This window comes from Pseudomonas sp. GD04019, assembly GCF_029837695.1.
Classification (GTDB): domain Bacteria; phylum Pseudomonadota; class Gammaproteobacteria; order Pseudomonadales; family Pseudomonadaceae; genus Aquipseudomonas.
Genome location: NZ_JAOEEA010000006.1, coordinates 199,115 through 224,707, shown reverse-complemented (window position 1 = coordinate 224,707; position 25,593 = coordinate 199,115). Strand labels below are relative to the sequence as shown.

The 25,593-nt window shown below is 66.3% G+C and carries 27 protein-coding genes and 1 tRNA gene; 15 read left to right on the top strand and 13 right to left on the bottom strand.

The genetic code is table 11. The features are described 5' to 3' along the window. Nucleotides 1–152: 152 nt before the first annotated feature. Genes N7607_RS11845 through N7607_RS11835 form a run of 3 tightly spaced genes read left to right on the top strand, consistent with a single transcriptional unit; the run spans nucleotide 153 to nucleotide 1,976 of the window. Complete coding sequence (locus N7607_RS11845) at nucleotides 153–704, top strand: DNA-3-methyladenine glycosylase I (RefSeq protein ID WP_279865811.1); 552 nt, start codon at nucleotides 153–155, stop codon at nucleotides 702–704. 54 nt (nucleotides 705–758) lie between these two features. Continuing rightward, on the top strand, nucleotides 759–1,646 hold the full coding sequence (locus tag N7607_RS11840; RefSeq protein WP_279865812.1) for a lysophospholipid acyltransferase: 888 nt from the start codon (nucleotides 759–761) through the stop codon (nucleotides 1,644–1,646). A gap of 60 nt (nucleotides 1,647–1,706) precedes the next feature. Further along, nucleotides 1,707–1,976: a PilZ domain-containing protein gene (locus N7607_RS11835; protein WP_137973905.1), complete on the top strand. Its 270-nt coding sequence runs from the start codon at nucleotides 1,707–1,709 to the stop codon at nucleotides 1,974–1,976. Here N7607_RS11835 and N7607_RS11830 read toward each other — a convergent pair. The 5 genes from N7607_RS11830 to def form a co-directional block, all read right to left on the bottom strand. Beyond that, a complete protein-coding gene (locus tag N7607_RS11830) occupies nucleotides 1,973–2,302 on the bottom strand; it encodes a tetratricopeptide repeat protein (RefSeq protein ID WP_279865813.1) in 330 nt (109 codons plus the stop codon). The genes N7607_RS11835 and N7607_RS11830 overlap by 4 nt on opposite strands. A 19-nt stretch (nucleotides 2,303–2,321) precedes the next feature. Beyond that, nucleotides 2,322–3,695: a Trk system potassium transporter TrkA gene (trkA, locus tag N7607_RS11825; protein WP_279865814.1), complete on the bottom strand. Its 1,374-nt coding sequence runs from the start codon at nucleotides 3,693–3,695 to the stop codon at nucleotides 2,322–2,324. Nucleotides 3,696–3,848: 153 nt separating this feature from the next. Next, nucleotides 3,849–5,162, bottom strand: coding sequence for a 16S rRNA (cytosine(967)-C(5))-methyltransferase RsmB (rsmB, locus tag N7607_RS11820; protein WP_279865815.1), 1,314 nt, complete (start codon nucleotides 5,160–5,162; stop codon nucleotides 3,849–3,851). Then, nucleotides 5,159–6,091 (bottom strand): methionyl-tRNA formyltransferase, encoded by a 933-nt coding sequence (gene fmt, locus N7607_RS11815; RefSeq protein WP_279865817.1) that lies wholly within the window; start codon nucleotides 6,089–6,091, stop codon nucleotides 5,159–5,161. The genes rsmB and fmt overlap by 4 nt, the downstream gene beginning before the upstream one ends. Nucleotides 6,092–6,147: 56 nt before the next feature. Then, nucleotides 6,148–6,654: a peptide deformylase gene (def, locus tag N7607_RS11810; RefSeq protein ID WP_043311936.1), complete on the bottom strand. Its 507-nt coding sequence runs from the start codon at nucleotides 6,652–6,654 to the stop codon at nucleotides 6,148–6,150. A 133-nt stretch (nucleotides 6,655–6,787) separates the two neighbouring features. Between def and N7607_RS11805 the strand changes: the two genes are divergently transcribed. From N7607_RS11805 to N7607_RS11795, 3 genes are all read left to right on the top strand, one after another. After that, the gene (locus N7607_RS11805; protein WP_279865818.1) at nucleotides 6,788–7,828 is read left to right on the top strand and encodes a LysM peptidoglycan-binding domain-containing protein; all 1,041 of its coding nucleotides are present in this window, start codon (nucleotides 6,788–6,790) and stop codon (nucleotides 7,826–7,828) included. 63 nt (nucleotides 7,829–7,891) lie between these two features. Next, nucleotides 7,892–8,980 carry a DNA-processing protein DprA gene (dprA, locus tag N7607_RS11800; protein ID WP_279865819.1) on the top strand — a complete coding sequence of 363 codons (1,089 nt, stop codon included), beginning with the start codon at nucleotides 7,892–7,894 and terminating at the stop codon, nucleotides 8,978–8,980. 39 nt (nucleotides 8,981–9,019) lie between these two features. Further along, complete coding sequence (locus N7607_RS11795; protein ID WP_279865820.1) at nucleotides 9,020–9,574, top strand: L-threonylcarbamoyladenylate synthase; 555 nt, start codon at nucleotides 9,020–9,022, stop codon at nucleotides 9,572–9,574. 4 nt (nucleotides 9,575–9,578) lie between these two features. On the opposite strand, the gene N7607_RS11790 is transcribed toward N7607_RS11795, so the two are convergent. Then, the gene (locus N7607_RS11790; RefSeq protein ID WP_279865821.1) at nucleotides 9,579–10,556 is read right to left on the bottom strand and encodes an NADPH:quinone reductase; all 978 of its coding nucleotides are present in this window, start codon (nucleotides 10,554–10,556) and stop codon (nucleotides 9,579–9,581) included. Between the two features lie 118 nt (nucleotides 10,557–10,674). Between N7607_RS11790 and hemF the strand changes: the two genes are divergently transcribed. The 5 genes from hemF to N7607_RS11765 all read left to right on the top strand — a co-directional run bounded on the left by hemF (nucleotide 10,675) and on the right by N7607_RS11765 (nucleotide 14,906). After that, nucleotides 10,675–11,592, top strand: a complete 918-nt coding sequence (gene hemF, locus N7607_RS11785) for an oxygen-dependent coproporphyrinogen oxidase (protein ID WP_279865822.1) — start codon at nucleotides 10,675–10,677, stop codon at nucleotides 11,590–11,592. Then, nucleotides 11,589–12,410 carry a shikimate dehydrogenase gene (gene aroE, locus N7607_RS11780; protein WP_279865823.1) on the top strand — a complete coding sequence of 274 codons (822 nt, stop codon included), beginning with the start codon at nucleotides 11,589–11,591 and terminating at the stop codon, nucleotides 12,408–12,410. Before hemF ends, aroE begins: the two co-directional genes overlap by 4 nt. A 1-nt stretch (nucleotide 12,411) precedes the next feature. Further along, complete coding sequence (locus tag N7607_RS11775; RefSeq protein ID WP_279865825.1) at nucleotides 12,412–13,278, top strand: carboxylate/amino acid/amine transporter; 867 nt, start codon at nucleotides 12,412–12,414, stop codon at nucleotides 13,276–13,278. Nucleotides 13,279–13,357: 79 nt separating this feature from the next. Beyond that, on the top strand, nucleotides 13,358–14,263 hold the full coding sequence (gene pbpG, locus N7607_RS11770; protein WP_279865827.1) for a D-alanyl-D-alanine endopeptidase: 906 nt from the start codon (nucleotides 13,358–13,360) through the stop codon (nucleotides 14,261–14,263). Nucleotides 14,264–14,429: 166 nt separating this feature from the next. Continuing rightward, nucleotides 14,430–14,906 carry a DUF2388 domain-containing protein gene (locus N7607_RS11765; protein ID WP_279865829.1) on the top strand — a complete coding sequence of 159 codons (477 nt, stop codon included), beginning with the start codon at nucleotides 14,430–14,432 and terminating at the stop codon, nucleotides 14,904–14,906. A 69-nt stretch (nucleotides 14,907–14,975) separates the two neighbouring features. Here N7607_RS11765 and N7607_RS11760 read toward each other — a convergent pair. From N7607_RS11760 to N7607_RS11740, 5 genes are all read right to left on the bottom strand, one after another. Then, a tRNA-Thr gene (locus tag N7607_RS11760) sits at nucleotides 14,976–15,051 on the bottom strand. A 52-nt stretch (nucleotides 15,052–15,103) separates the two neighbouring features. Next, on the bottom strand, nucleotides 15,104–16,456 hold the full coding sequence (locus N7607_RS11755; RefSeq protein ID WP_279865831.1) for a glutamine synthetase family protein: 1,353 nt from the start codon (nucleotides 16,454–16,456) through the stop codon (nucleotides 15,104–15,106). A 16-nt stretch (nucleotides 16,457–16,472) separates the two neighbouring features. Beyond that, entirely contained in the window at nucleotides 16,473–17,030 is a 558-nt protein-coding gene (locus tag N7607_RS11750) for an XRE family transcriptional regulator (protein WP_279865833.1), read from the bottom strand. Nucleotides 17,031–17,144: 114 nt separating this feature from the next. Continuing rightward, the gene (locus tag N7607_RS11745) at nucleotides 17,145–18,431 is read right to left on the bottom strand and encodes an FAD-binding oxidoreductase (protein ID WP_279865834.1); all 1,287 of its coding nucleotides are present in this window, start codon (nucleotides 18,429–18,431) and stop codon (nucleotides 17,145–17,147) included. Between the two features lie 77 nt (nucleotides 18,432–18,508). Further along, the gene (locus N7607_RS11740; protein ID WP_279865835.1) at nucleotides 18,509–19,414 is read right to left on the bottom strand and encodes a LysR family transcriptional regulator; all 906 of its coding nucleotides are present in this window, start codon (nucleotides 19,412–19,414) and stop codon (nucleotides 18,509–18,511) included. 172 nt (nucleotides 19,415–19,586) lie between these two features. Here N7607_RS11740 and N7607_RS11735 point away from each other — a divergent pair, with 172 nt between their 5' ends. Beyond that, nucleotides 19,587–20,711, top strand: a complete 1,125-nt coding sequence (locus N7607_RS11735) for a M14-type cytosolic carboxypeptidase (protein ID WP_279865837.1) — start codon at nucleotides 19,587–19,589, stop codon at nucleotides 20,709–20,711. A 102-nt stretch (nucleotides 20,712–20,813) separates the two neighbouring features. Further along, on the top strand, nucleotides 20,814–21,794 hold the full coding sequence (locus N7607_RS11730) for a fatty acid desaturase family protein (RefSeq protein ID WP_279865839.1): 981 nt from the start codon (nucleotides 20,814–20,816) through the stop codon (nucleotides 21,792–21,794). Between the two features lie 45 nt (nucleotides 21,795–21,839). On the opposite strand, the gene trpA is transcribed toward N7607_RS11730, so the two are convergent. Then, nucleotides 21,840–22,649 carry a tryptophan synthase subunit alpha gene (gene trpA, locus N7607_RS11725; RefSeq protein ID WP_279865840.1) on the bottom strand — a complete coding sequence of 270 codons (810 nt, stop codon included), beginning with the start codon at nucleotides 22,647–22,649 and terminating at the stop codon, nucleotides 21,840–21,842. Next, nucleotides 22,649–23,875, bottom strand: coding sequence for a tryptophan synthase subunit beta (trpB, locus tag N7607_RS11720; RefSeq protein WP_279865842.1), 1,227 nt, complete (start codon nucleotides 23,873–23,875; stop codon nucleotides 22,649–22,651). The genes trpA and trpB overlap by 1 nt, the downstream gene beginning before the upstream one ends. Before the next feature lie 124 nt (nucleotides 23,876–23,999). Between trpB and N7607_RS11715 the strand changes: the two genes are divergently transcribed. Both N7607_RS11715 and N7607_RS11710 read left to right on the top strand, forming a co-directional pair. Further along, on the top strand, nucleotides 24,000–24,668 hold the full coding sequence (locus N7607_RS11715; protein WP_279865843.1) for a DUF3592 domain-containing protein: 669 nt from the start codon (nucleotides 24,000–24,002) through the stop codon (nucleotides 24,666–24,668). Nucleotides 24,669–24,672: 4 nt separating this feature from the next. Continuing rightward, nucleotides 24,673–25,572: a LysR family transcriptional regulator gene (locus N7607_RS11710; RefSeq protein WP_279865844.1), complete on the top strand. Its 900-nt coding sequence runs from the start codon at nucleotides 24,673–24,675 to the stop codon at nucleotides 25,570–25,572. Nucleotides 25,573–25,593: the final 21 nt, after the last annotated feature.

Sequence of the window (25,593 nt, the reverse complement as noted above, 5' to 3'; positions counted from 1 at the left end):
GTCGAGGCGTTTGCATAAAGCCGCGCAGTATACCCGATCAGGCGCGCCCTTGAGGGCAGCGGCCCACAGCGCAGGCATGGGGCGTGCTAACTGTTTTTTCATACAGTATTTTGGCTATAGTCAGGCTTCCTCCATTTCCTGGTTCGACTGCCATGCCGCGCTGCTTCTGGTGCAACGACGATCCGCTGTACATCGCCTATCACGACCAAGAATGGGGCGTGCCCCAGCGCGACCCGCAGTGGCTGTTCGAGATGCTGCTGCTGGAAGGCTTCCAGGCCGGCCTGTCGTGGATCACCGTGCTGAAGAAGCGCGAGCGCTACCGGCAGGTGCTGTTCGGCTTCGATGCCGCGCGGCTGGCGGTGATGAGCGACGCGGAGATCGAGGAGCGTATGCAGGACCCCGGCATCATCCGCAACCGCGCCAAACTCAGGGCGGCGCGGCAGAACGCCCAGGCCTGGCTCAAGCTGGAGGATCCGGTGACGCTGCTCTGGTCCTTCGTCGGTGGCGCGCCGAAGATCAATCACTTCAGCGGTCGTGGCGAGGTGCCGGCGGTGACGCCTGAGGCCGAGGCGATGAGCAAGGCGCTGAAGAAGCTCGGCTTCACCTTTGTCGGCCCGACCATCTGCTACGCCTACATGCAGGCGGCGGGCATGGTGATGGACCATACGACCGACTGCGATCGCTATCACGCACTGCGAGGCTGAACCCGGCGGTCACAGCCGTTACAATGCTGGCCTTTTGCGTATTCGGAGTTGCTCGTGGAGAAATTCAAAGGCGCCCTGGTGGTCGGTTTCCTGCGCCTGTTCGCCCTGCTGCCCTGGGGCGCCGTGCAGGCGGTCGGCGCGGCCATCGGCTGGTTGATGTGGAAGCTGCCGAACAGCTCGCGCGAAGTGGTGCGCATCAACCTGGCCAAGTGCTTCCCCGAGCTGGGTGAGGCCGAACGCGAGCAACTGGTCGGCGCTACCCTGCGCGATATCGGCAAGATCTTCACCGAGAGTGCCTGTGCCTGGATCTGGCCGGTCGAGCGTACGCTCAAGCTGGTGCGCGAGGTGGAGGGCCTGGACGTGCTGCATGCGGCCCTGGCCTCCGGCAAGGGCGTGGTCGGCGTGGCCAGCCATCTGGGCAACTGGGAGGTGCTCAACCACTACTTCTGCTCCCAGTGCAAACCCGTGATCTTCTATCGCCCGCCCAAGCTCAAGGCGGTCGACGAGTTGCTGCAGAAGCAGCGCGCGCAGATGGGCAACCGGGTGGCGGCCTCGACCAAGGAAGGCATCCTCAGCGTGATCAAGGAAGTACGCCGTGGCGGCGTGGTGGGCATTCCCGCCGACCCGGAGCCGAGCCGCTCCAGTGGCCTGTTCGTGCCCTTCTGCGCGATCCAGGCGCTGACCAGCAAGTTCGTCCCCGGCATGCTCGCCGGCGGCAAGGCACTGGGCGTATTCCTCACCGCCGTGCGCCTGCCGGACAACAGCGGTTTCAAGGTGATCTTCGAGGCGGTGCCCGAAGACATGTACAGCGAGGACCCACAGGTATCGGCCGCGGCCATGAGCCGCGAGCTGGAGCGCTACGTGCGCGCCTACCCGAGCCAGTACCTGTGGAGCATGAAGCGCTTCAAGAAGCGCCCCGAGGGCGAGAAGAAGTGGTATTGATACGGCCGGCGTAAGCCAGTACCGTCACAGCAGTTTCCCGCCCATAACAACAGGACAGGCATGGACAACAAGCGCGATCACAAGCGTACCCCGCTGAAGGTCCAGCTGCGCATCGATCATCCGCTGCACGGTCAGATGCTGGTGACCACCCGCGATATCTCCGAGAGTGGTGTGTTCGTGGTGATCGACGATGCGCAGAAGCTGCTGCAGATCGGCGAAGTGGTCAGCGGCCAGGTCCAGGGCCTGCCGATTCCCGCGCCGGTGGTGCAGATGCAGGTGGTGCGCTTCGAGCCCAGCGGCGTGGCGCTGATCTTCCAGCGCGAAGACTAGGCGCCCTCTCCCGTCACCTTCTCCAGGCGGCGCAGAAACACCATCATTTCCTTCTCGGTCTGCTTGTCGCCACGCTTGCGCGCCACTTCCAGGCCGTTGTGCCAGGCCTGGCGCGCCTCTTCCAGCATGCCGCGCTTCTGGCAGGCCTGGCCCAGCAGCTTCCATGCCGCCGAGTAATTCGGGTCGAAACCCAGGCACTTCTGCAGGTGCTCGGCAGCCGCCTCGGGCTGGTTGTCGTCCAGGTAGGCCTTGCCCAGGCCGAAGCGCAGCAGGGCGTTGTCCACCCCGCGGGCCAGCAGTTTTTCCAGGGATTCCGGCGTGGTCATGCCAAGGGCGCCTCGTGGCTCAGAAGAAGGTCAGACCGACCTGGAACAGGCGCTCCACGTCGCGGATGTACTTCTTGTCGACGAGGAACAGTATCACGTGGTCGCCGGATGCGATCACCGTGTCGTCGTGGGCGATCAGCACTTCCTCGTCGCGGATCACCGCGCCGATGGTGGTGCCCGGCGGCAGGGCGATCTCCTCGATCATCTTGCCGACCACCTTGCTCGAGCGGGCGTCACCGTGGGCGATGGCTTCGATGGCTTCGGCCGCGCCACGGCGCAGACTGTGCACGCTCTCGATGTCGCCGCGACGCACGTGGGTCAGCAGGGTGCCGATGGTGGCCAGCTGCGGGCTGATGGCGATATCGATGTCGCCGCCCTGGACCAGGTCGACATAGGCTGGGTTGTTGATGATGGTCATCACCTTGCGCGCGCCCAGGCGCTTGGCCAGCAGCGAGGACATGATGTTGGCCTCGTCGTCGTTGGTCAGGGCGAGGAAGATGTCGGCCTCGTTGATGTTCTCCTCCACCAGCAGGTCGCGGTCGGAGGCGCTGCCCTGCAGCACGATGGTGCTTTCCAGGTGGTCGGAGAGGTAGCGGCAGCGCGCCGGGCTCATCTCGATGATCTTCACCTGGTAGCGGCTCTCGATGGCCTCGGCCAGGCGCTCGCCGATATGCCCGCCGCCGGCGATGACGATGCGCTTGTAGCTGTCTTCCAGGCGGCGCAGTTCGCTCATCACTGCGCGGATGTGCGCCTTGGCGGCGATGAAGAACACCTCGTCGTCGGCTTCGATCACCGTGTCGCCCTGCGGCATGATCGGCCGGTTGCGCCGGAAGATGGCAGCGACGCGGGTGTCGACGTTGGGCATGTGCTCGCGCAGCTGGCGCAGCTGCTGGCCGACCAGCGGGCCGCCGTAGTAGGCCTTGACCGCCACCAGTTGGGCCTTGCCTTCGGCGAAGTCGATCACCTGCAACGCGCCGGGATACTCGATCAGGCGCTTGATGTAGTTGGTCACCACCTGCTCGGGGCTGATTAGCACGTCGACCGGAATGGCCTCGTTGTCGAACAGCGCCTCGCGGGTCAGGTAGGCCGACTCGCGCACCCGGGCGATCTTGGTCGGGGTGTGGAACAGGGTATAGGCCACCTGGCAGGCGACCATGTTGGTCTCGTCGCTGTTGGTCACCGCCACCAGCATGTCGGCGTCGTCGGCACCGGCCTGGCGCAGCACGGTGGGGAACGAGCCGCGACCGACCACCGTGCGGATGTCCAGGCGGTCGCCGAGATCGCGCAGACGGTCGGCGTCGGTGTCGACCACGGTGATGTCGTTGGCTTCGCTGGCCAGGTGCTCCGCCAGGGTGCCGCCAACCTGCCCTGCGCCGAGAATGATGATCTTCATCGAGTAGCTCCGTTGGACCCTGTCTACGATATCGCGAGCTAGAGCCAGGCAAGGCGAAAGCGGGCGAGGAAGCGCAGTTTACAGGTGGTAAATGAGCATTCCGAGCCCGCTTTCAACGCAGTCTGGCCGACGCGCAGCAGATCGTAGATGGGTCTAGCCGCGCGGTGCGGCGGCGATTTTTATCAGCTTGGCATAGTAGAAACCGTCGTGGCCGTCGACCTGCGGCAGCAGCTGGCGGCCATGGGCCTGCTTGAGGCCGAACGCGCCGGCGATATCCAGCTCGCGCGCGCCGGGCGTGCGGGCGAGGAAGGCGGCGATGTTGTCGCTGTTCTCCTCCGGCAGCACCGAGCAGGTGGCGTAGAGCAGTACGCCGCCGACCTCCAGGGTCGGCCACAGGGCGTCGAGCAGCTCGCCTTGGAGTTTGGCCAGGGCGGTGATGTCGTCAGCCTGACGCGTCAGCTTGATGTCCGGATGGCGACGAATCACGCCGGTGGCCGAGCAGGGGGCGTCGAGCAGGATGCGCTGGAACGGCTTGCCGTCCCACCAAGCGGCCACGTCGCGGCCGTCGGCGGCGATCAAGGTGGCCTTGAGCTGCAGGCGGTCGAGGTTCTCCTGCACCCGCGCCAGGCGTGCCGGCTCCAGGTCCAGGGCGATGGCTTCCTTCAACCCAGGCTCGGCTTCGAGCAGGTGGCAGGTCTTGCCGCCGGGCGCCGCACAGGCGTCCAACACGCGCTGGCCGGGCGCCAGGTCGAGCAGGTCGGCGGCCAGCTGGGCGGCCTCATCCTGCACACTGACGCGGCCCTCGGCGAAGCCCGGCAGGGTCTTCACGTCGCAGGGCTGCAGCAGACGGATGCCGTCACGGCTGAAGCTGCAGGGCTCGGCCTCGATGCCGGCGCTGCATAGTTCGGCGAGATAGGCATCGCGGCTGCCATGGCGGCGGTTGGCGCGCAGGATCAGCGGCGGATGTTTATTGTTGGCGGCGCAGATCGCCTGCCAGTGCTCCGGCCAGTCGGCCTTCAGGCGCTTCTGCAGCCAGCGCGGGTGGGCGGTGTGCAGCACCGGGTCGCGGTCCAGTTCGGCGAACAGCGCCTCATGGTCACGCTGGGCATTGCGCAGCACGCCGTTGAGCAGGCCCTTGAGCGAGGTCTTCTTCAGCTTGTCGACGCAGGCCACCGTCTCGCCGATGGCGGCGTGGGCCGGGATGCGGGTGTGCAGCAGCTGGTACAGGCCGACCAGCAGCAGCGCCTCGACGTCACGGTCGGCGGCCTTGAACGGCTTCTGCAGCAGTTTGTCGGCGAGCAGCTGCAGGCGCGGCTGCCAGCGTGCGGTGCCGAAGGCCAGATCCTGGGCCAGGCCGCGATCACGCGCATCGACCCTGTCCAGCAGCGGCGGCAGGCTGCTGCCCAGCGACGCCTTGCCGTTGAGTACGGCGGCCAGGGCACGGGCGGCGGCCAGGCGTGGATTCATTGACCGAGCACCAGGCCGACGGCGAACTGCTCGCGGCGGCTGTTGTACAGATCGGCGAAGGCCAGCGGCTTGCCGCCGGGCAGCTGCAGACGGGTCAGGCGCAGGGCGCCTTCGCCGCAGGCCACAGTCAGGCCGGCCTTGTCGGCGGCGAGGATGGTGCCGGGCGCGCCTTTGCCTTCGCCCAGCTGCGCGGCCAGCACCTTGAGCGCCTCGCCATTCAGCGTGCTGTGGCAGATCGGCCAGGGATTGAAGGCGCGCACCAGGCGCTCCAGTTCATCGGCCGGGCGGCTCCAGTCGAGGCGGGCCTCGTCCTTGTTCAGCTTGTGCGCGTAGGTGGCCAGGCTGTCGTCCTGTACTTCACCATGCAGTTCGCCAGCGGCCAGCTTGCCTACGGCCTCGACCACGGCGGCCGAGCCTAGCTGGGCCAGGCGATCATGCAGGCTGCCGCCGGTGTCGTCGGCGGTGATGGTGGTGCTGACCTTGAGCAGCATGGGGCCGGTGTCCAGGCCCGCCTCCATCTGCATCACGGTAACCCCGCTGCTGGCGTCGCCTGCCTGCACGGCGCGCTGGATCGGCGCCGCGCCGCGCCAGCGCGGTAGCAGTGAGGCATGGCTGTTGATGCAGCCCAGGCGTGGGGTGTCCAGCACCACCTGGGGCAGGATCAGGCCGTAGGCCACCACCACCATCAGGTCTGCATTCAGCGTGGCCAGCTCGGCCTGGGCCGCCGGGTCGCGCAGGGTCTGCGGCTGGTACGCGGCGATGCCGTGCTGCAGCGCGAGCTGCTTTACCGGGCTGGGCATCAGTTTTTGCCCGCGGCCGGCCGGGCGATCCGGCTGGGTGTAGACGGCGACGATCTCACGACCCGCATCGAGCAGGGCCTGCAGATGGCTGGCGGCGAATTCCGGGGTGCCGGCAAAGACGATGCGCATGATTCACTCACATGAAAAGAAAAAGGCTTGCCAGAGCAAGCCTTTGGGGTTCGGGTTCAAGCCTGCTGGCGGTGCTGTTTTTCCAGCTTCTTCTTGATCCGGTCGCGCTTGAGATTGGACAGGTAGTCGACGAACAGTTTGCCGTTGAGGTGATCGCACTCGTGCTGGATGCACACGGCGAGCAGGCCTTCGGCGATCAGCTCGTAGTGGCTGCCGTCGCGGTCCTGGGCCTTGATCTTGACCTTTTGCGGGCGGTCAACGTTCTCGTAGAAACCGGGGACCGACAGGCAGCCTTCCTGGTACTGGTCCATCTGCTCGGTCAGCGACTCGAACTCGGGGTTGATGAACACCCGCGGCTCGGACTTGTCCTCGGACAGATCCATCACCACCACACGCTTGTGCACGTTGATCTGCGTGGCCGCCAGGCCGATGCCGGGCGCGGCATACATGGTCTCGAACATATCGTCGATCAGTTGGGAAAGAGCTGCGTCGAAGACGGTCACCGGCTTGGCGATGGTGCGCAGGCGCGGATCGGGGAATTCGAGGATGTTGAGTATCGCCATGGCTGTTTGTGATGCACTTGTGGAATAAAGTAAAAAACCGCTGCTAAGATGATGAACAGCTTTGAAAAACGGCTCAAAAGCCGCGGCTTCTGCGGCTTACAGGCGCCAGCCACATAATAAAGGGATTCACCGCATGAGGAAATCACTACTCGCCCTGCTGCTGGTCGCTGCGGGCGGTCTGGTACAGAGTGGCCTGGTCCAGGCAGCCGTCCAGCTCAAGGAAGGTCATCCGGACCGCTACACCGTGGTTAAGGGTGACACCCTGTGGGATATCTCCGGCAAGTTCCTCAGCCAGCCGTGGAAGTGGCCCGAGCTGTGGCACGCCAACCCGCAGATCGAGAATCCTCATCTGATTTACCCGGGCGACACTCTTAGCCTGGTGTACATAGACGGCCAGCCTCGTCTGATGCTTAACCGAGGTGAGTCCCGCGGCACCATCAAGCTGTCGCCGAAGGTGCGCAGCACACCAATGGCGGAAGCGATTCCGACCATTCCGCTGGAGGCGATCAATAGCTTCCTGCTGACCAACCGAATTGTCGATAGCGCGGAAGAGTTTGAAGCTAAGCCTTATATCGTTGCGGGTCAGAATGAGCGTGTAGTCAGTGGTGCGAGCGATCGTATTTATGCCCGTGGCGCTTTCGAAGATGAGCAGCCCATTTATGGCATTTTCCGCCAGGGTAAGGTTTATATCGACCCGGAAACTAAAGAGTTCCTCGGCATCAATGCTGATGATATTGGCACTGGAGAAGTTGTCGCCGAGGAAGGAGAGATCGCAACTCTCAATTTGACCCGCTCCACTCAGGAAGTACGACTGGGCGACCGTCTGTTCCCGACTGAAGAGCGCGCGGTCAACTCGATCTTTACGCCCAGCGAACCTGCTACCGATATTGATGGTGTGATTCTCGATGTACCGCGTGGTGTGGTTAAAGTAGGCCAGTACGATGTGGTTACCCTCAATAAGGGCAAAGTTGATGGCCTGAGCGAAGGCAATGTTTTGGCCATCTATAAGACTGGCGAAACCGTTCGAGATCGCGTCACAGATGAATGGGTAAAAATTCCGGACGAGCGTTCCGGCCTGCTGATGGTATTCCGCTCCTACGAGAAACTCAGCTACGGCCTTGTGCTCTACGCCACCCGTGACCTGGCGGTGATGGACAAGGTGAAGAACCCGTAATCAACAGAACCCCCGCTCTCGCGGGGGTTCTGCTTTCTGCGTCACCGATCAAGGATGATCGATATGCACACTATCTCCCCTGCCGAGCTGGAAGCGCGCCTGCGGCTGCACCGTTTGCCTGAGCTCGGTCCACGCCGCTTCCGCCGCTTGCTCGAAGCCTTTGGCAGTGCCTCCGCTGCTCTCAGCGCCCCAGCTACCGCCTGGCGCTCGCTCGGCCTGCCCACCGCCTGTGCCGAACCCAGGCGCAGCGCGGAGATCCGCGAGCAGGCCACGGCGGCGTTGCGTTGGTTGGAACAACCGGGACAGTCGCTGCTGATGTGGGACGACCCTGCATACCCTGGCCTACTGGCTGAGTTGAGCGATGCTCCGCCGCTGTTGTTCGTGGCTGGCGATCCGGCACTGCTGGAGCGACCGCAGCTGGCCATGGTGGGCAGTCGCAAGGCCTCGCGCCCAGGGCTGGATACCGCCGCCGCGTTCGCCCGCAGCCTTGCCGGCGGAGGCTTTGTGATCACCAGCGGCCTTGCTCTGGGCATCGATGGTGCGGCGCATCAGGGTGCGCTGGATGTCGATGGCGCGACGGTCGCGGTGCTCGGCACCGGGCTGCAGCACATCTATCCGCAACGCCATGTGGGACTGGCCGCGCGCATCGTTGAACAGGGCGGCGCGCTGGTATCCGAGTTGCCGCTGGATTGCCCGCCCCAGGCCAGCAACTTCCCGCGGCGCAATCGCATCATCAGCGGCCTGTCGGTGGGAGTGCTGGTGGTCGAGGCCAGCCCGTCCAGCGGCTCGCTGATCACCGCGCGCCTGGCCGCCGAGCAGGGGCGCGAGGTCTATGCGATTCCCGGCTCCATCCATCATCCCGGTGCACGTGGCTGTCATCAGTTGATCCGCGAAGGAGCGACCCTGGTGGAGAGTGTCGAGGATATCCTCCAGGCCCTGCGTGGCTGGCAACGTGTTACCCCGGCGAACGAAGCCTCTGCCCAGGTCGACCATCCGCTGCTGGCGCAGCTGCGCGCCGCGCCGCAAACCAGCGAGGGGTTGGCCCTGGCCTGCGACCTGCCAATCGGCGAGGTGCTGGTGGCCCTGACCGACCTGGAACTGGAAGGTCTGGTGGCCTGCGAGGCCGGGCGCTGGGTACACCGCGTGCGCTGAGCTGGGTACACTCGCCGCCAGAGAAACCAGGGGGTGAGCATGAGTGGTTGGCAGATACAGCAGGTGGCACGCGTGGTACGCGAGGGTGGGGTGATCGCCTATCCCACCGAGGCCGTCTGGGGCCTGGGGTGCGATCCGTGGAACGAAGCCGCGGTGGACCGTCTTCTTGCCCTCAAGGACCGCCCGGTACACAAGGGCGTGATCCTGGTGGCGGACAGCATCGAGCAGTTCGACTTCCTCCTGGGCGACCTGCCCGAGCGCTGGATCGACCGCCTGGCCAGCACCTGGCCGGGGCCCAACACCTGGCTGGTGCCACACCAGGATCGCTTACCGCGCTGGATCACCGGCCAGCATGACACCGTCGCCCTGCGCGTCAGCGACCACCCGTTGGTGCGCGATCTCTGTGCCCTTACCGGCCCGCTGGTGTCCACCTCGGCCAATCCGGCCGGCCGGCCCTCGGCGCGCTCGCGCCTGCGCGTCGAGCAGTATTTCCCCCGCCAACTCGATGCGGTGCTCGGCGGCGCCTTGGGCGGGCGCAAGAACCCCAGCCTGATCCGCGATCTGCGCACGGGCGATGTGATCCGCCCGTCCTGACTCCCTACGGAATCAGAATCGTCGAGCCGGTGGTCTGCCGGCTGCTCAGTGCGTCCTGGGCTGCGGCAGCCTCGGCCAGCGCATAGCGGCGGCCGATCTCGACCCTGATCGCGCCACTGGCGATCAGGCCGAACAACTCGTCGGCCATCGCCTGCAGGTTTTCCGCGTTACTGGCGTAGTGGCCCAGGGTCGGTCGGGTCAGGTAGAGCGAGCCCTTCTGTGCCAGCACGCCGAGATTGACTCCCGTGACCGCGCCCGAGGCATTGCCGAAGCTTACCAGCAGGCCGCGCGGCGCCACGCAGTCCAGCGAGCGCTCCCAGGTGTCCTTGCCCACCGAGTCGTAGACCACCGAGCACTTGGCCCCGCCGGTCAGCTCCAGCACGCGTTGCACCACGTCTTCGTGGCTGTAGTCGATGGTCGCCCAGGCGCCGTTGACCTTGGCCAGCGCCGCCTTCTCCGGCGACGACACGGTGCCGATCAGCTGCACGCCCAGGGCGCGCGCCCACTGGCAGGCGATCAGTCCGACACCGCCAGCCGCGGCATGCCAGAGGATGGTCTGTCCGGTCTCGACCTGGTAGGTCTGGCGCAGCAGGTACTGCACGGTGAGGCCCTTGAGCATCACCGCCGCCGCCTGCTCGAAGGAGATCGAGTCCGGCAGCTTGACCAGATGCTGCGCCGGCAATACATGCAGCTCGCCATAGGCGCCGAGCGGGCCGGTGGCATAGGCCACGCGGTCGCCGACCTTCAGATGGCTGACTGCGCTCCCCACCGCTTCCACTTCGCCGGCGCCCTCGCCGCCCAGGCCGGACGGCAGGCTCGGCGGCTGGTACAGGCCGCTGCGGTAGTAGGTGTCGATGAAGTTCAGGCCGATGGCGCGGTTGCGTACCCGCACTTCGTGGTGGCCGGGCTCGGCCGCCGGCTGGTCGACCAGTTCGAGCACTTCGCTGCCGCCGTGGCGGGAGAATTGGATGCGTTTGGCCATGTCGCGCACTCCTCTGCAAAGGGCACCATCCAAGCGCCGGGGCTGACCCCCGTCAAGCCCGGCAGGATACGACGATGGTATGCTGGCGCCCTCTTCCGAACTGCCCGGACCCATAGCCGTGAGTGAACGTACCCAGGCCGTGAAGGCCTATCTGCTCGATCTGCAGGATCGCATCTGCGCCGCCCTGGCCGCCGAGGACGGTGGCACCTTCTTCGAGGACAGCTGGCAGCGTCCCGCCGGCGGTGGCGGCCGTACCCGGGTGATCGAGAACGGCGCGCTGATCGAGAAAGGCGGGGTCAACTTCTCCCATGTGTTCGGTGACAGCCTGCCGCCGTCGGCCAGTGCCCACCGCCCGGAGCTGGCCGGGCGCGGGTTCGAGGCCTTGGGCGTGTCCCTGGTGATCCACCCTGAGAACCCCCACGTGCCCACCTCCCACGCCAACGTGCGCTTCTTCAGTGCAGAGAAGGAAGGCGAGGAAGCGGTCTGGTGGTTCGGCGGTGGCTTCGACCTGACGCCCTACTACGCCAACGAGGAAGACTGTGTGCACTGGCACCAGGTCGCCCGTGACGCCTGCGCGCCGTTCGGCGCCGAGGTCTATCCGAAGTTCAAGGAGTGGTGCGACCGCTACTTCCACCTCAAGCACCGTGGCGAGCCGCGCGGCATCGGCGGGCTGTTCTTCGATGACCTCAACCAGTGGGACTTCGACACCAGCTTCGCCTTCCTGCGCGCTATTGGCGACGCCTATATCCAGGCCTACCTGCCTATCGTCCAGCGCCGCCGGAATACCCCCTTCACCGAGGCGCAGCGCGAGTTCCAGGCCTTCCGCCGTGGCCGCTATGTCGAGTTCAACCTGGTGTTCGACCGCGGCACCCTGTTCGGCCTGCAGTCCGGCGGACGTACCGAATCCATCCTCATGTCGCTGCCGCCGCATGTGCGCTGGGGCTATGACTGGAAGCCGGAACCTGGCAGCGAGGAAGCGCGCCTGACCGAGTACTTCCTGACCGATCGAGACTGGCTGGGCGAGGCCGCGAAGTGACTGACCGTTACGGCGTTTTCGGAAACCCCATCGGCCACAGCAAGTCGCCGTTGATCCACGGCATGTTTGCCGCGCAGACCGGCGAGCAGCTGTCCTACGAGGCGCTGCTGGCGCCGCTGGATGATTTTGCCGGTTTCGCCCGCGCTTTCTTCGCCGAGGGCCGGGGCGGCAACGTCACCGTGCCGTTCAAGGAGGAAGCCTATCGCTTGGCCGATGGGTTGAGCGAGCGCGCCCGCCGCGCCGGCGCGGTGAACACTCTGAAGAAACTCGATGACGGCCGCCTGCTTGGTGACAACACCGACGGCGCCGGCCTGGTTCGCGACCTGACGGTGAATGCCGGCCTCGACCTGGCCGACAAGCGCATTCTCCTGCTCGGCGCCGGCGGCGCCGTGCGCGGTGTGCTGGAGCCGCTGCTGGCCGAGCGCCCACAGAGCTTGACCATCGCCAACCGCACGGTGGAGAAGGCCGAGCAACTGGCCCGCGAGTTCGCCGACCTGGGCCCGGTGGCCGCGGCCGGCTTCGACTGGCTCAGCGAGCCGGTCGACCTGATCATCAACGGCACCTCGGCCTCGCTGGCCGGCGAGTTGCCGCCGCTCGACCCGAGCCTGATCCAGCCCGGTCACACGGTCTGCTACGACATGATGTACGCCAAGGCGCCGACCGCCTTCAATCGCTGGGCCGGTGAGCAGGGCGCGGCGCGCTGCATCGACGGCTTGGGCATGCTGGTCGAGCAGGCCGCCGAGGCCTTCTTCGTCTGGCGCGGCGTGCGTCCGCAGAGTGCGGCGGTACTGGCGGAACTGCGCAGCCAGCTGAGCTGACATGCCCTACCTGCTGATCGTCACCGCTCTCTGGGCGTTCTCCTTCAGCCTGATTGGCGAGTACCTGGCCGGCCGCGTCGACAGCGACTTCGCCGTGCTGGCGCGGGTGTTGATCGCCGCCCTGGTGTTCCTGCCCTTCACCCTCTGGCGCGGTTTGCCGTGGCGCCTGCTGGCCGGCTTCTGGCTGGCTGGGGCGCTGCAGTTTGGCGTCACCTACCTGTGCCTGTACCGCAGCTTCCAGGTGCTCACGGTACCGGAAGTGCTGCTGTTCACCGTGCTCACGCCGATCTACGTCACCCTGCTCGACGATGCCCTGGCCCGGCGCTTCAGCCCCTGGGCGCTGCTTGCCGCGCTGGTGGCGGTGGGCGGCGGAGTGATCATCCGCTTCGACAAGCTGGAGGGCGACTACCTGCTCGGCTTCATCCTGCTGCAGATCGCCAACGCCACCTTCGCCGGCGGCCAGGTGCTCTGTCGTCGCCTGCTGCTGCACTACCAGCCGACGCAGCCGCTGCACCGCTTCTTCGGCCATTTCTTCCTCGGTGCGCTGGTGCTGGTGCTGCCGTCGTTCCTGCTGTTCGGTGATCCGCAGAAGCTGCCGCAGACCACCGTGCAATGGGGCGTGCTGATCTGGATGGGCCTGTTCGCCACGGCGCTGGGGCTGTACTGGTGGGTCAAGGGCAGCACCCGAGTGGACGCCGGCACCCTGGCGATCATGAACGAGCTGCACGTGCCGGCCGGGCTGCTGGTCAACCTGCTGATCTGGAACCGCGATTTCGACCTGCCGCGCCTGGTCGCCGGTGGCGCGGTGATTCTGGTGGCCATGGCTCTGCTGCGCCTGGGCCGCCGTAGAGCGCCCGCGCTCGCCTGAGACCGCGCTCACACTTATACTCACGCCATTCGCCGGCAAGGACCGCTCAGGCACCCGTTCATCTGTGCGGACCCGAAACGTGAAAAAAGCCTTTTCCCTCGCCGGCCTGCTGCTGGCCTGCCTGACCCTCGTCGCCCCCCTCGCCCAGGCGGCGCCGCAGACCCAGGAACTCGCCTCCGGCAGCGCCCTGCTGGTCGACCTCAACAGCAACCAGATCCTCTACTCCAGCAACCCGGACCTGCAGGTACCGATCGCCTCGGTGACCAAGCTGATGACCGCCATGGTGGTGCTGGATGCCAAGCCCTCGCTCGACGAGCAGCTGAGCATCGTGATCAAGGATGTGCCCGAGATGCGCGGCGTGTATTCGCGCGTGCGCATCGGCAGCCAGCTGAGCCGTCGCGACATGCTGCTGCTAACCCTGATGAGTTCGGAGAACCGTGCCGCCGCCAGCCTCGCCCACCACTACCCGGGCGGCGTGCCGGCGTTCGTCGCGGCGATGAACGCCAAGGCCACGGCGCTGGGCATGAGCAACACCCGCTACCGCGAGCCGACCGGCCTGTCGGAGAAGAACATCTCCACCGCCAACGACTTGGTCAAGCTGGTCAAGGCCGCCGGCCAGTACCCGCTGATCGGCCAGTTCAGCAGCACCCGCGAGCACGTCCAGGTATTCGCCAAGCCGCGTTATAGCCTCGGTTTCCGCAACACCAACAGCCTGGTGCACAAGGACAACTGGAGCATCCAGCTGACCAAGACCGGCTTCACCAACGCCGCCGGCCACTGCCTGGTGATGCGCACGCAGATGGCCGGCAAGCCGGTGGCCTTTGTGGTGCTGGATGCCTTCGGCAAATACACCCACATGGCCGACGCCAACCGCCTCAAGCGCTGGCTGGAAACCGGCCAGGTGACCAAGGTGGCGCCGGCGGCGCTGGCCTACAAGAAGCACAAGCAGGCCGAGCGCGCCCGGACCATGCAGGCGGCGCAGTAAGCTCCTTCCACTCACCCCAAAGCCCAGCCTCGGTGCTGGGCTTTTTGTTATCGGCGATGCGGCGGGATGTGATTGGGAGCAGCGTACTGCCGGCTCCAGGCGTCTAGATTTGCGCCGGCGCCAGGAAGGCGCCCCTAGACACGGTCTTCAAGGAAGAACAGCACTCATGTCTAAACCTTCCCTGCTGCTGCGTAGCAGCCTCACCGGGCTTCTTGCTCTGGCCGTCAGCCTGCCAGCCAATGCCTATATTCCGGACAGAATGTTCGGCTACGACACCGACATTCCGCTGACGGCGCAAACCTCCATAGAGAGCTCGTTGCAACCAGGGGGTAGCGAGCCAATGGCAACTTTCCTGCTCCCTGTGGGCACGGCGTTGGATATCGTGCTGACCAGCTTCATCTGCGTCCATCTGAGCAGCGATCTGACCTCAAGAGCCTTCGAGGGCGCGGAGGAAAAGATCGTCGCCGCCCGGGACGATGCCGCTATGTACCTGGCCACCGATGGCGATCACCTGGCGGTGCACCTGCAGGCCGCGCTCGAGCACCTGCGCCGGTTCCGCGAGTTCGATGGCTACACCACGCGCGATCTGGCGGAGCTGATACTGGTGGTGACCACGTCGGCCGCCGGCGCTGACGGCGTCTAGACCGGTACGGCGAGTCAGCTGGCAAGCACACGCAAACAAAAAGGCCTGCATCACTGCAGGCCCTTTGATTGGTGCCGGAGACAGGAATCGAACCTGCGACCTTCGCGTTACGAGTGCGCTGCTCTACCGACTGAGCTACACCGGCGTGGACGGCAAATTAGCAGTTGGCTGCGAGCCGGGCAATTGCGCCTTGCTCGCTAGAGGAACCAGCGATACTCCCGCGCGCTGATGTCGTGCATGAACTGCAGGTGATCCTGGCGCTTGTTCTCGCAGTAGACGAAGACGAACTCGCTGCCCAGCTTGTCCTTCACCACCTCGTGGGACTCCATGGCCGCCACCGCGGTGAGCATGTCCTTGGGGAAGGTGATGCCGCTGCTGCGGTCCTCGTTGAGCGAAGGGATCGGCTCGCGGGCCTGGTCCAGGCCGTGTTCCATGCCGCTGAGGATGGCCGCCAGCACCAGGTAGGGGTTGGCGTCGGCGCCGGCCAGGCGGTGTTCGATGCGCAGGTTCTTGCCGTCCGACTCGGGGATGCGGATGCATGCATCGCGATCCTCGAAGCCCCAGCTGGCCTTGCTCGCCGAGTTGACCATGGCGCCGTAGCGGCGGAAGGCGTTGTGGTTGGCGGAGAAGATCGGCATGCAGTGCGGCAGCAGTTCCAGGCAGCCGGCCACGGCGTGGCGCAGCGGGCGTTGCTGGTCGCCGTCGAGCAGGTTGTTGCCGTCGCGGTCATACAGGCTGACGTGCACGTGCATGCCGCTGCCCGGTGCGTCCAGGTAGGGCTTGCTCATAAAGCTGGCCCTGTACCCATGTTTCATTGCCACACCGCGGGTGCTGCGGGTAAACAGTGCGGCCTGGTCGGCGGCGTGCAGGCCGTCGTCGCAGTGGGCGAAGTTGATCTCGAACTGGCCGGGGCCCAGTTCGGCGGTGATCACGTTGGCTTCCACGCCCTGCTCCTGGGCGGCCTCGACCATCTCGTGCAGCACGTTGGAGAAGCGCGACAGGCGCTCGATATGCATGTTCGGCTGGTCGTCCTCGTCGTCGGTCAGCGGGTCGCGCGGGAAGCGCGGCAGGCCGGAGTCCAGCTTGCGGTCGAACAGGTAGAACTCCAGCTCGAAGGCCACCACCGGGCGGATGCCACGGGCCTCCAGGCGCTTCAATACACGGGCCAGCACCTCGCGCGGCTCGAACTCGATGGGCGCCTCGGTGCCGTCGGAGCTGATCAGCATCTGCCCCAGCGGCTGGTTCTCCCAGCGCACCGGCTTGAGGCTGCCGGGGATCAGGCGGCGCGGGGCATCCGGATCGCCGTCGTTGAAGCAGTAGTCGCCGATCGGGTGCAGGCCGCCCTGGGCGCCGAGCAGCACGCAGTTCTGCGGCACCTTGAGCGGGCCGCCGGCGGCGACCTTCTCCAGCATGTCGAGGGGGTAACGCTTGCCGTAGAAGTGCCCGGGAATGTCCAGGCAGATCAGTTCGACGTAGCGCACGTCCGGGTGGGCGGCGCGGAAGGCGCGGACTTCGCTGAGCAGGTCGGGGAATTTCGTTGTTGTTGTCATGGTGGTATCTGCGCGGTCAGGTGAAGACCCAGAGCACTCGGGTGGGAAAGTCGGTGAGGTTGGCGTAGCGGAACTTGGCGTGGGGCGGCAGCTGGAAGCTGTCGCGCGGGCCGAGGGTGACCGGCTCGGCGTCGTCGCCGTACCAGACGGTCAGCTCGCCCTCCAGGACGAAGCCGCCCTGTTCGGAGCTGTCGTCGAGGTGGCCGTCGCCGCTGCTGGCGCCGGGCTCGAGGAAGCTTTCGAGCATGGCGAAGCCGCCGGCCATGCCGGGCGAGGCCAGTACGTCGGTGATGCCACCGGCGTAATAGAGCGTGCGGCGCTCGTCCGGGCGGGTTACCCAGCGCACCGCGCGTGGGTGGCCCGGGTTGTAGAAGTAGGTGGTCGGCACGCCCAGCGCTTCGCTGATGGCGGTGAGGTCGGCCACCGTCGGGCGCGACAGGCCGCGTTCGACCTGGGACAGGAAGCCCACCGAGCGGCCGATGCGTTCGGCCAGCTCGTTGAGGGTCAGGTTCTTGTGCTTGCGCAGGTCGCGCACCAGGATCGCCAGGCCTTCGATTTCTTCCTGCTTGTCCATGTTGAGAGCTTGCTCCGAATGGCTTCCTCTCCCTTTGGGAGAGGGTTGGGGTGAGGGTGTTTCGAGTCGCATGCTGTCCCCACCCCTAGCCCCTCTCCCAAGGGGAGAGGGGGATTAAATGACGTCACGCAGGCGGTACCAGGCCTTGCCCACGGCCTCGATCGGCGCACGCAGCAGGTCGCCGCCGGGGAAGCCGGGGTTGCTCAGGCCCTGGTACAGGCCGAGCAGCTGCTCGTCGCCGAGAATGGCGTCGCTCACCGCGCGGGCGGCGGCCAGGGTCGGCAGGATGCCGTGGCCGGAGAAACCCTGCAGCCAGAACTTGTGGCCCTGGCGGCCGACGTCCGGGGTGCGGTGCATGGTGCAGTCGATATGGCCGCCCCAGCCGTAGTCGATCTGCACGCCGCGCAGCTGCGGGAAGACCCGCTCCAGGTAAGGCCGGGTGGCCGCCGGCACGTCCGCGGGGATGCCGCCCAGGTAGGTGCAGCCGCCACCGAACAGCAGGCGGTTATCCGGGGTAACGCGGAAGTAGTCGGGGACGAACTGGTTGTCGATGGCGCAGGTGCCGCGCGGGAACAGTGAGCGGGCCACTTCCGGGTCCAGCGGCGCGGTGGCCACCTGGTAGGAGCCGACCGGCAGCAGGCGCTTGGACAGCGCCGGGTCGAGGCGGTCGATATAGGCGTTGCAGGCCAGCACCAGCACAGCGCCGCGCACTTCGCCATGTTCGGTACGGGCGACGAAGCCGGCGTCGGTCTCGCGGTAGTCGAGCACCTTGCTCTGCTCGAAGATGCGCCCGCCGGCCGCTTCGATGGCGCCGGCCAGGCCCTGGGCCAGCTTCAGCGGGTTGAGGTGGGCGGCGCCGGAATCATGCAGTGCGGCCTGGTAGCGCGGGCTGGCGATCCACTCGGGCAGCTGTTCCTTGGGGATGAAGCTGAGCTGCTGGTAGCCATACTTCTCGCTGGCTTCTTCGAGGTTCTCCTGCAGCAGGCGCACCCGGCGCGGCAGCACGGCGGTGTAGATGGCGCCGGTGCGGTAGTCGATGTCGAAGCGATGGCGCTCGGGCAGTTCGCGCATCTCCTCGGCGGCCCACACCATGCTGTCCCACAACTGTTTGGCGCGTTCGGTGCCCAGGGCCTTTTCCAGTGGCGGCATATCGCAGGACCAGCCCGGCAGCGCCTGGCCGCCATTGCGCCCGGAGGCAGCCCAGGCCAGGCGGCTGGCTTCGAGAATCACCACCTTCTTGCCGGCCAGGGCCAGGCGCAGGCCGGTGTGTAAGCCGCTAAAGCCGCCACCGATGATCAGCACGTCGCAGTCGGTGTGTTCTTCCAGGCGCGGGCGCAGCGGAATCGGGCCATAGGTACCGGCGTAGTAGGTGCCTATGTGCTGCGCGGATTGCTTGAACATGACGGCCTCGTGAAATTGTTTCTTGTTAATTTCATGAAAAAATACACAAGAAAATTCATGAGGCCAAGAGCGTTCGGTCAGTTTCTCGCCCAGGCTCGTCCCGCCAGACGCTCCCCGAGGTAGTCGAGAAAGCAGGTGATACGCGCCGCCAGCGCGGTGTTGCGGTAGTACACGGCGTTGATCGGCTGGTGGCTGTCGACATGCTGCTCGGCCAGCACCTCGACCAGCGCACCGGACTGCCGATCTTCGGCGGTCATAAAGTCCGACAGGCAGACCAGCCCCGCGCCGCCCAGGGCCAGCTGGCGCAGGGTCTCGCCGCTGGAGGCGCGCAGGCTCGGGCAGATGCTGAGGCCCTCGCCGAGGGCATGGCGCAGCGGCCAGACGTTGAGGCTTTCCGGTTGGGTGAAGCCGAGCAGGTCATGGCCTTCCAGCTCGGCGACGTTGCGCGGAGTGCCGCGACTCTTCAGATAGGCCGGGCTGGCCAGCACGCGGATGCGGCTGCAGCCCAGTGGCCGCGCATGCAGGCTGGAGTCGCGCAGGGGGCCGATGCGAATGGCCAGGTCGGTACGCTGCTCCAGCAGGTCGATGATCAGGTCGTTGCTGTTCAGCTCCAGCTCGATCTGCGGGTAGCGCTCGCGGAACCCGCTCACCAACGGCACCAGCACATGCAGCATGAATGGCGAGGCGGCATTGACCCGCAAACGCCCGGCCGGCACCTGGCGGCGCAGGGCCATCTGCTCCTCGGCCTCCTCGACGGCGGCGAGAATGCGCCGGGCCTGGGCGAGGAACGCCGCGCCCTCCTCGGTCAGCTCCAGGCGCCGGGTGGTGCGGCGTAGCAGGGTGACTTCGAGCTTCTCCTCCAGGCGACCGAGGGCGCGACTGATGCCCGAAGCGGTCTGCCCCAGCTGCTCGGCCGCAGCGGTGATGGAGCCGCCGTCCACCACCTGGGTGAACGCCTGCAGCTCGTCCAGGGTCGTCTTCATTGGTGATTCTCTGGCAAGAATGTGCGGGGTATTGGCCGAGTCTGGCCTGGCCCGCTTACCTCGGCAACCGATGCGCAGCCGACTTGCAGGGATGCGACATGACCTGCCGCTGGGCATGCATAGCCGGGCCGGCGCGGCTATCCTGCGGGCTTCTCGCAATCAGGACCCGGCCATGCAGATTCGCAGCGATTTCGACAGCGGCAACATCGAGGTGATCAACGCCGGCGACCCTAGCCAGGTGCGCCTGGCCATCCGCAAGGACTTCGCCAGCGACCACTTCCAGTGGTTCCACTTCCTCGCCGAGGGCCTGAGCGTCGGCCAGCGCCACGGCTTCAGCCTGACCAACGCCGCCCAGTCCAGCTACAAGAGCGCCTGGAGCGGCTACCAGGCGGTGGCCAGCTATGACGGCGAGGACTGGTTCCGCGTGCCGACCACGTTCGACGCGGACGGCCTGCACTTCGAGCTGCTGGCCGAGCACAGTTCCGCCCGCTTCGCCTACTTCGAGCCTTACTCCCGCGCTCGCCATGCGCGCTTGTTGGTCAAGGCGCTGGCGCTGCCCAATGTCGAGCTGCTGGCCTGCGGCAGCAGCCTGCAGGGCCGCGAGCTGCCGCTGCTGCATGTGCGCGGCACGGCCAGCGCGCCGCGCAAGATCTGGCTGATCGCCCAGCAACACCCCGGCGAGCATATGGCCGAGTGGTACATGGAGGGGCTGATCGAGCGCCTCTACCAGGATGACGCGGAGCTGCAGCAACTGCTCGGCCAGGCCGACCTGTACCTGGTGCCGCATATGAACCCGGACGGCGCCTTCCTCGGCAACCTGCGCACCAATGCCGCCGGCAAGGACCTCAACCGCGCCTGGCAGGCGCCTTCGGCCAGCGAGAGCCCGGAAGTGCTGTTCGTCCAGCAGCAGATGGCCGCCCAGGGCGTCGACTGCTTCCTGGATATCCACGGCGACGAGGAAATCCCCTTCGTGTTCACCGCCGGCTGCGAGGGCAACCCCGGCTTCACCCCACGCCTGGACGCGCTGGAGCAGGAGTTCCGCCAGCGCCTGATGGCCGTCGGCGAATTCCAAGTGGAGCACGGCTACCCGCGCGACGAACCGGGCCAGGCCAACTTGGCGCTGGCCTGCAACTGGGTCGGGCAGGTCTACGACTGCCTGGCCTATACGGTGGAGATGCCGTTCAAGGACCACAACCTGTCGCCCGACCCGCGCACCGGCTGGAACGGCGTACGCTCCAAGCGCCTGGCGCGCGATGTGCTGAGCGTGCTGGCGGCGATGGTCGGTAAGCTGCGCTAAGTGGCGTTGGCGGAAACGCAGTGCATTGAGTCGTCTTCGACGCCTGCAATGCGCCGCGGCTGATGCTGCAATCGGGGCGACTTCAATCACGAGCGTCCCGCCATGTCCGAGACCCGCACCCGTATCGCCGATATCCTCAGCCGCGAGGAGATCAGGGCCCTGACCCAACGCTCCGACTGGCGCGGCGCCTGGGCCGTGTTCTCTACCTGGGGCGTGCTGGCGCTGACTTTCGCCGGGCTGGCCCGGGCTCAGGCGCATTTGCCGACGTGGGCCTTCGTCCTCGCCCTGCTCGGCGGCCTGGCGATCATCGGCGGGCGCCAGCTGTGCCTGGCCATCCTGCAGCACGATGGCGCCCACGGCACCCTGTTCAAGAGCAAGTGGGGCAACGACGTGCTGACCGACTGGCTATGCGCGCGGCCGGTGTGGAACGAGCTGCACAAGTACCGCCCTTATCATCTGGTGCACCACGGCAAGACCTCGACCGTGGATGATCCAGATCTGTCCCTGGTGGCCGGCTTCCCCACCACCCGCGTCTCGCTGCTACGCAAGCTGTTGCGCGACGCCTGCGGCGTCACCGGGCTGAAGTTCATGCTCGGCCGCGTGCTGATGGATGCCGGGGTGCTCAAGTGGACGGTGGCCAACGACGTGCAGGTGCTGCCGCAGGAAGGGCGCCGCTGGTGGGACTATCCGTTGACGTTCCTCAGCAACGCCGCCGGCATGCTGATCACCAATGGCCTGCTACTGGCCGCGTGCTGGGCCAGCGGCCACGCCTGGCTGTATGGCGTCTGGGCGCTGGCCTATGTCACGCCCTTCCCGCTGTTCATCCGCATCCGCTCGATGGCCGAGCACGCCTGCCTGGAACCGAGCCGCGACACCCTGCGCAACACCCGTACCACCCGCGCCGGCTGGCTGGCCCGCGCCTTCGTCGCGCCGATCCGGGTCAACTACCACATCGAGCATCACCTGATGGCCTCGGTGCCCTACTTCCGCCTGCCGCAGCTGCACGCCCTGCTGCGCGAGCGCGGCTTGACCCCAGAGCCACCGAGCTACTGGCAGGTGCTGCGTATCGTCAGCAGCCGCTGAAACGAAAAAGCCGCCCTCGGGCGGCTTTTTTCATAGGGGGCGAACTCAGCGCCGAGCGCCGCGTACACCTTCGGCCAGTTGCGCGCACAGGTTCAGCACGCCCTCGACGGCCTGCTGCGGGCTGGCGGCCTTGGCGATCTGGTCGACCAGCGCCGAACCCACCACCACGCCTTCGGCACGGCGCGCCACGTCGGCGGCGTGTTCCGGGGTGCGGATGCCGAAGCCGATGCACACCGGCAGGTCGGTGTGGCGGCGCAGGCGGGCGTGGGCCTCTTCCACATGCTCCAGGGTGGCGGCACCGGCACCGGTCACGCCGGCCACGGACACGTAGTAGACGAAGCCGGAGCTGCCGTTGAGTACGGTCGGCAGGCGCTTGTCGTCAGTCGTAGGCGTCGTGAGGCGGATAAAGTCGATGCCCGCGGCCTGGGCCGGGAAGCACAGGTCGGCGTTATGTTCCGGCGGCAGGTCGACCACGATCAGGCCGTCCACGCCGGCTTCCTTGGCGTCGGCGATGAACTTGTCCACGCCGTAGTAGTGGATGGGGTTGAAGTAGCCCATCAGCACCAGCGGGGTGTTCTGCTCGCCTGCGCGGAATTCGCGAACCATCTGCAGGGTCTTGGCCAGGGTCTGCTTGGCGCCCAGGGCGCGGATGTTGGCCAGCTGGATCGACGGGCCGTCGGCCATCGGATCGGTGAAGGGCATGCCCAGCTCGATCACGTCGGCGCCGGCGGCCGGCAGGCCCTTGAGGATCTGCAAGGAAGTCTCGTAGTCCGGGTCGCCGCCGGTGACGAAGGTCACCAGGGCGGCGCGGTTCTGCTGTTTCAGCTCGGCAAATCGGCTCTGCAGACGGCTCATCAGTTGTTCTCCGATTTGGACAGGTCGAGGTGGTGCATCACGGTCTGCATGTCCTTGTCGCCACGGCCGGACAGGTTGACCACCATGATGTGGTCCTTGGGCAGGTTCGGCGCGCGCTTGAAGACTTCGGCCAGGGCGTGGGAGCTCTCCAGGGCCGGGATGATGCCTTCCAGGCGGCAGCACTGGTGGAAGGCGGCCAGGGCTTCGTCATCGGTGATCGAGCAGTACTCGACGCGGCCGATGTCGTGCAGCCAGGCGTGCTCGGGGCCGATGCCGGGATAGTCGAGGCCGGCGGAGATCGAGTGGGCGTCGATGATCTGGCCGTCGTCGTCCTGCAGCAGGAAGGTGCGGTTGCCGTGCAGCACGCCCGGTACGCCGCCGTTGAGGCTGGCGGCATGCTTGCCGGTCTCGATGCCGTGGCCGGCCGCTTCCACGCCGATGATCTGCACATCCTTGTCATCGAGGAACGGGTGGAACAGGCCCATGGCGTTGGAGCCGCCGCCGATGCAGGCGACCAGCGAATCGGGCAGGCGGCCTTCCTTCTCGGCCAGCTGCTCGCGGGTCTCCTTGCCGATCACGGCCTGGAAGTCGCGGACCATGGCCGGGTACGGGTGCGGGCCGGCGACGGTGCCGATCAGGTAGAAGGTGTTGTGCACGTTGGTCACCCAGTCGCGCAGCGCCTCGTTCATCGCATCCTTCAGGGTGCCGGTGCCGGCGGTAACCGGGATCACGGTGGCGCCCAGCAGCTTCATGCGGAAGACGTTGGCCTGCTGCCGATCGATGTCGGTGGTGCCCATGAAGATCACGCATTCCATGCCGAAACGCGCCGCGACAGTCGCCGTCGCCACGCCATGCATGCCGGCGCCGGTCTCGGCGATGATGCGTTTCTTGCCCATGCGCTTGGCCAGCAGGATCTGGCCGATGCAGTTGTTGATCTTGTGCGCGCCGGTGTGATTGAGCTCTTCGCGCTTGAGATAGATCTTGGCGCCGCCGCAGTGCTCGGTCAGGCGCTCGGCGAAGTACAGCGGGCTCGGGCGGCCGACGTAATCGCGCTGGAAGTAGGCCAGTTCCTTGGCGAATTCCGGGTCGGCCTTGGCCTTCTCGTATTCGGCGGCGAGGTCGTGGATCAGCGGCATCAGGGTCTCGGCGACATATTGCCCGCCGAAGGAGCCGAACAGGCCGGTGGCGTCAGGGCCGGTGCGAAGGGAGTTCTGTGAACCAGACATGGCTGTGATCCGTAGGTTGGTCAGACAATGGCGGCAGTTTAGGACTGGGCGAGGCGGAAAAAAACCGAAAAATCTGCCTGTATATGTGAGAATTTCTGACGTATAAGCACTATGGATGGTGACGATGAACGACCGATGGCTCCTGGTATTTCCTGCTCTTGGCGGCTTTCTGCTGATCGCAGCGCTGATGCTTCAGATTCACAGATGGAATGAAGAGGAGCCTATGCTGCGGACGACCGGCACCGTGGCGGCCGTCAGTGGACGAGGCTGCCCCAGCGTGACGTTCGTTGCGCATCAGGGCGAGCCGGTGACCTTCTCCGGCCAGGTGTGCAGCCAACCGGGCTATGAGATTGGCGAGTCGGTCGAACTGCTCTATGACCCGAGCGAGCCGCGGAAGGTACATATCGATAGCTTCACCCAGAACTGGTTCGTCAGTCTGATTCTGGGCAGCTTCGGCTCGATCTTCCTGTTGGGCAGCTTGGTCTTTGTGGTGCCCGAGGCGCTTGCCGGGCGCAGGCGTTCCCGGTTGGAGACGCGCGGGCAGGCCGTGCAAGCGCGTCTTGTAGAGGTCCGCCGCAATCCGCTGTCCACGCGCAACAATGTGCCCGCCTGGCAGCTGGTCTGCCAGTGGCAAAACCCGAGCAGCGGAGCGGTGCATCTGTTCTACAGCGAAGACCTGTGGTTCGACCCGCAGCCCTTTGTTCAGCGTGAGTCGCTGCAGGTGCGCATCGACCCCAAGAACCTCCGGCGCTACAGCGTCGACACCAGTTTCCTGCCGCGTCTGGCGGAGTGACGAGATGAGCCGCGAACTGCCCCCGCTGAATGCCCTGCGCGCCTTCGAGGCCGCCGCCCGCCTGCAGAGTGTCAGCCAGGCGGCGGCCGAGCTGCATGTGACCCACGGCGCGGTGAGCCGGCAGATCCGTGTGCTGGAGGAGCAGCTCGGGGTCAGCCTTTTCGACAAGGACGGCCGCGGCGTGAAACTCACCGATGCCGGCATGCGCCTGCGCGACGTCGCTTCCGAGACCTTCGAACGTTTGCGCACGACCTGCGCCGAGCTGAAGCAGCGCCAGGGCGATGCGCCCTTCGTCCTCGGTTGCCCCGGCAGCCTGCTGGCGCGCTGGTTTATCCCGCGCCTCGACAGGCTGCAGCGCGAGCTGCCGGAGCTGCGCCTGCAGCTGTCGGCCAGCGAGGGCGAGCAGGACCCGCGCAGGCCTGGCGTTGACGCCACCCTGTGCTTCGCCACGCCGCCCTGGCCGGCGGACATGCAGGTGTACGAACTGGACGTGGAGCGCATCGGCCCGGTGCTGAGTCCGCGTTATGCGCGCTACGCCGAACTGGCCGGCCAGCCCGCCGACGCATTGCTCGGCGAGCCGCTGCTGCACACCGCCTCGCGACCCCAGGCCTGGCCGCAGTGGGTTCAAGCTCAGGGCTTGGAGACGGAGCGGCTGCACCAGGGCCAGGGCTTCGAGCATCTCTATTACCTGCTGGAAGCTGCCGCTGCCGGCCTCGGCGTGGCTATCGCTCCGCAGCAACTGGTGGCCGACGATCTGGCTGCCGGTCGTCTGCTGGCGCCCTGGGGCTTTGTCGAGACCTCCGCACGCCTGGCCCTGTGGGTGCCTAGCCGGGCGCGTGACCCGCGTGCCGAGCGCTTGGCCGAATGGCTGCGGGGCGAACTGCAGGGCGATGGCGGCAGCTAGGATCGTCGTGCTTGTTCCTTT